We start from the raw sequence: 4,428 nt of genomic DNA, 5'->3' as shown, positions 1-4,428 counted from the left end.
GATAGACGCCGATATTGGTCGGCGAAGTGCGCGGCGCCACCACCGGCGCCGGGCTCTCCTGGAAATTGTCGGGCGGCAGGCTGTGGTGCTCGGCGGTGACGAAGGTCTCGAAATAATGCCAGGTGCGGCGCGCGTAAGTGCGCAACGCATGGATGTCGGCGCTCGAGATGCGCAGCCTGTCCTCGGTCTCGGCGGAGCGGCTGATCCAGCAGGCGACGGCAGGCGAAGCGATCCAGAAGATTGCGAAGAAGAAGGCGACGAAGGCGCCGGTGGAATCGGCCAGCACCGGAATGGCAAGGCCGACGACGCCGATGATCACCGCGCCATACATCATGCCGTAATAGGCGCCGAGATCGCTGCCGCTGTTCTTGGCCGCCTGTGAAGCGGTGCGCCATTCCAGCAGGTTCTGGCGGCTGACGGAGAGCCTGTAGATCGTTCGCACGATGGCGTCGCCCATCATCCAAGCGAGATGCGCCATCAGCAACACCTTCAGCGCCACGAGGGCCGTGCCGAAGACGGTGTCGCGGGCCAGGGCCGAGAAGTGGCCGCGCGGCGTCTGGTCGCCGCTCTTGGGCAGGATGCCGTTCACGATATCGAAGGTGGGCGCCATGAACAGGCTGAGGATCAAAAGCGCCTGCCACTGGGCCGCCTGCGTGAAGGGCAGCAGCGTCCAGCCGGCGACACAGGCCATGACCCAGAAGATCGGGGTCAGCGAGCGGCGCAGGTTGTCGACCATCTTCCAGCGCGACAGCGCCGGCACGCCGGAGCGCGGATCGAAGATGAAGCCCAGCAACTGCCAGTCGCCGCGGGCCCAGCGATGGTGGCGCGATGCATCGACCGAGTAGCGGGTCGGATAGTCCTCGACCAGCTCCACGTCGGTGACCAGCGCCGCGCGCGCCAGGGCGCCTTCGAGCAAGTCGTGGCTGAGGATGGTGTTTTCCTCGATGCGGTTCTTCAGCGCCGCCTCGAAGGCGTCGACATGGTAGAGCCCCTTGCCGGTGAAGGAGCCGTCGCCGAAGACGTCCTGGTAGACGTCGGAAACGGCGAAGACGTAAGGATCGAGGCCGCGATTGGCCGAGAAGACGCGCTGGAAGAACGAGGCGTCGTCGCCGCTGGTGAGCGAGGCGGTGATGCGCGGCTGCAGGATCGTGTAGCCGGCCGTGACCACGTGCTTGACCGGGTCGAAATGCGGCCGGTTCAGCGGATGGGCAAGCTTGCCGACCAGCGACGAGACGGCGTCGCGCGTGGTGCGCGTATCGGCGTCGAGCGTCATCACATACACGACCTTTTCCGGCAACGGCACGTCGAGAGGCAGGAAGGTGGTGTCGCTGTCGCCGCGCAGAAGCAGGTTCAGCTCATGCAGCTTGCCGCGCTTGCGCTCCCAGCCCATCCAGCAGCCCTGCGCCTGGTTGTAGAGCCGGCGGCGATGAAGCAGGTAGAAGCGCGGCGAGCCTTCTGACGGATAGCGGGCGTTGAGCCTGGCGATCTCGTCACGCGCATATTGCAGGATCTCGATGTCGGCGGTGTCGATCTCGGTCTTGGAATCCGGCCAGTCGGATAGCAGCGCGAAATGGATCTCGTCCGCGGTGTTGGCGAGGTGGTGCACCTCGATATTGCGGATGTTCTCCTCGACATCGTCGCGCGAGCCTATCAACGACGGCACCACGACCAGCGTGCGCGCCTCAGCCGGAATGCCGTGCTTGTAGTCGTAGCCGACCAGCCTCGTCGGCTTCAGGAAGAGCGCCACGACCGTGTTGAAGAAAGCCAATGCGCCTTCGCTCGCCGGCACGGCGAACAGCGCCAGCATCACCGTGATCGCCTCAACGGAGAGGCCGAGATTGGCGAGCGCCCTGCCCGACAGGACGAGCAGCAGCGCCGTCAGCAGGAAGACCGGCACCACGATACCCAGCCAGCCGGTGGCGGCGAAGGCCCGCTTGAAGGTCACATTGATGGGAGCCCGGTAGCCGATCGCCTTTTCCAGCTCCGGCCGGCGCGGCCCGACCAGGAAGAAGCCAACATCGGTATGCACCGCCGGATCGGCGGTTTCGGGCACCCCAGACGCATCCAGGACCCCGGGCATATGGCCGGCAAGCTCGATCGCCTTTTCGGCGACGCGGTATTCGGAAAGGTCGGAGCGGCGCGCCAGCTGCTCGATCGCGGTGCGGTACTGATCGCGCGAGAAGAAGTCGAGCGCGGCGAAATCGGTCTTCTCGCGCAGCAGCGTGTCGATGCGGCTGACGCCCTCGAACCAGACCGTCCAGTCGACGTCGTTGATGAGACGCAGGCCGCGGATGATGTTGCCGGTGGTGACGTTGCCGCTGGACAGCGTCTGGTGCTCGGAGATGATGATCTCCTCGGCGTCCGAGCCGGTCTTTTCCAGCTCGCCCTCCAGCCATTCCAGCGCCCGGCCGGCGTTCTGAGAACCGTCGCGCAGGCGGTAGAGCAGCTGGGTGGCGAAGGTGGTGTCCTGCGCATGCGCGCCGTAGTTGGACAGTATCCTGGTGCGGTCCGCATTGTCGTCGGTCGCCAGCACCCGGTCGGCGACCTCGTTGGCGATGTGGCGCATCTGTCTGGTGCGCTCGACGCGCACGGCGATGCGGCGAAGGTTTTCGATCAGCACGAAACGCAGCAGCGAAGGCAGCGCCCAGAGCTCGCCGATCCGCATCGGCTCGACGGACTGGAAGCCCTCCACGATCGCCTTGAACATGTTGGCCGAGACCGAGCTGTCGGAGTGCTCGACATAACTCCAGGCAACGACGAAGGCGCGCGGCAGCACCGTGCCATCGGCAAGCGTCAGCGTCGGCAACTGCTTGTAGAAGCGGCTCGGCAGGTCGCGCTTGACCTGGAAGATCGTCTCCTCGACCAGATAGTTGTTGTCGAGCAGCCATTGCGCGGCGGGCGTGATCGTTTCGCCCTTAGCCTGGGCGGCATTGGTCGAGCGGTAGACCTCAAGGATTTTCTTAGCGCTGTCGCGGATGCGGGCCTGGAATTCGAACGGCATCAGGCCGAACAATTCCTTCACCTCGCCCGTGGCGAGTGCCGCTCCCAGCGAACGCAGCCGGTCTTCAGGCAGGAAATTGGAGCGTATCGGTGCTTCCGTTACTGTCGGGAAGCTGGCGCTCGTATGTTCGATCTTGGCTGGGTTCGTCTGAATGTTCATTGAGAATTCCGTAAGGCGGGGCGCGGATGCGGCGTCACCGCCACGGCAATGGCCCTAAAACCGATTGAATTGCAATTGGTTGCATCACAAGTTCGGCCGAAAGTTCGTTTGCGCACCACGACAGGGGCGTGCCCTTTCGACAATGTCAGGGCGAGCGCCCCTCGCTTCCCGCCCCCTGGTTCGATCAGGGCAAGGATTCAGGCTTTTTCGTGATACATGCAAGTGGGCTGGCGATATTTCGCCGATGCCCCGATCATGTTTGGCAACAGCCGTTAATGGTTGGCGGCTGTGTTGTTGAGTCTGATGACGAACACTAGGCCCTGTCCTTTGGACCGAAGCCGCAAATTCGGGCTTTTCCGGTCGAGGACGACTGTATCGAGCGGTCCGAGGTCCGAACCACCGTCCGTGACGATCGTAAAGCCGGCGACTGCGAAAACAAGCGTCGTATCGGCAGCTGATTGAACCTGCATCTCGCCCGAAACCGAGAGGCGCTCGACTGCATGATCCGTGCGGCCTCGACGCGTCATGACGTTGAGATCGGTGATGGGGCCGCCGATCAGCGTTGCGCTGGTCGGCACGTCGCCCGGAAAGGAAAGCGGCGCCGAAGACGCCGTCAGCCGCGAAGGCGACCGGCCGGCGATATCGAGCACGATGCCCTCGCCTTCCAGCACCGACAACGTTCGGTCGATGCCGGCAAAGCTGGAGAAAGGACCGCTCGTCTCGACGCGGGCCATGGAGATGCGCCAGTCGAAGGCGTCGAGCCCCGCGCCTTCCGGCGAGACGGCGATCTCGGTCGTCGTGCCGCCGCCATTCTTCCACGGCATGACTTTGTAGTCGGCGGCACGAAGGATGCGCATCGGTTCAGCCCAGGATGCCCGGAAGGTTGAGCTGGTGTTCCCTGGCGCATTCGATGGCGATGTCGTAGCCGGCATCGGCATGGCGCATGACGCCGGTCGCCGGGTCGTTCCACAACACGCGCTCCAGCCGCCTCGCGGCGTCGGCGGTGCCGTCGGCGACGATCACCATGCCGGCATGCTGGGAGAAGCCCATGCCGACGCCGCCGCCATGATGCAGCGACACCCAGGTGGCGCCGGACGCGGTGTTGAGCAGCGCGTTGAGCAGCGGCCAGTCCGAAACGGCGTCGGAACCGTCCTTCATTGCCTCGGTCTCGCGATTCGGCGAGGCGACCGAGCCAGAATCCAGGTGATCACGGCCGATGACGACAGGCGCCTTGAGCTCGCCCTTCGCCACCATCTCGTTGAAGGCGA

1 protein-coding gene and 2 pseudogenes are annotated in these 4,428 nt (G+C 64.6%); all 3 read right to left on the bottom strand.

Annotation, left to right across the window (positions count from 1 at the left end):
* A pseudogene (locus Q0L57_RS06905) lies at positions 1-3,160 on the bottom strand (protein ndvB); the annotation flags it as partial.
* A 272-nt stretch (positions 3,161-3,432) separates the two neighbouring features.
* Positions 3,433-4,017: a HutD family protein gene (locus Q0L57_RS06900; protein WP_296739928.1), complete on the bottom strand. Its 585-nt coding sequence runs from the start codon at positions 4,015-4,017 to the stop codon at positions 3,433-3,435.
* Between the two features lie 4 nt (positions 4,018-4,021).
* Positions 4,022-4,428: pseudogene (locus tag Q0L57_RS06895) on the bottom strand (urocanate hydratase); the annotation flags it as partial.

Source organism: Mesorhizobium sp. (assembly GCF_024509055.1).
GTDB lineage: Bacteria > Pseudomonadota > Alphaproteobacteria > Rhizobiales > Rhizobiaceae > Mesorhizobium.
Note: the sequence above shows the minus strand (reverse complement) of the source record. Positions and strands in the feature narration are given on the sequence as shown.

What these genes read in the sequence shown, in the direction of transcription:
- Q0L57_RS06900 (WP_296739928.1), bottom strand. Translation starts at nt 4,017, where the DNA reads ATGCGCATCCTTCGTGCCGCCGACTACAAAGTCATGCCGTGGAAGAAT.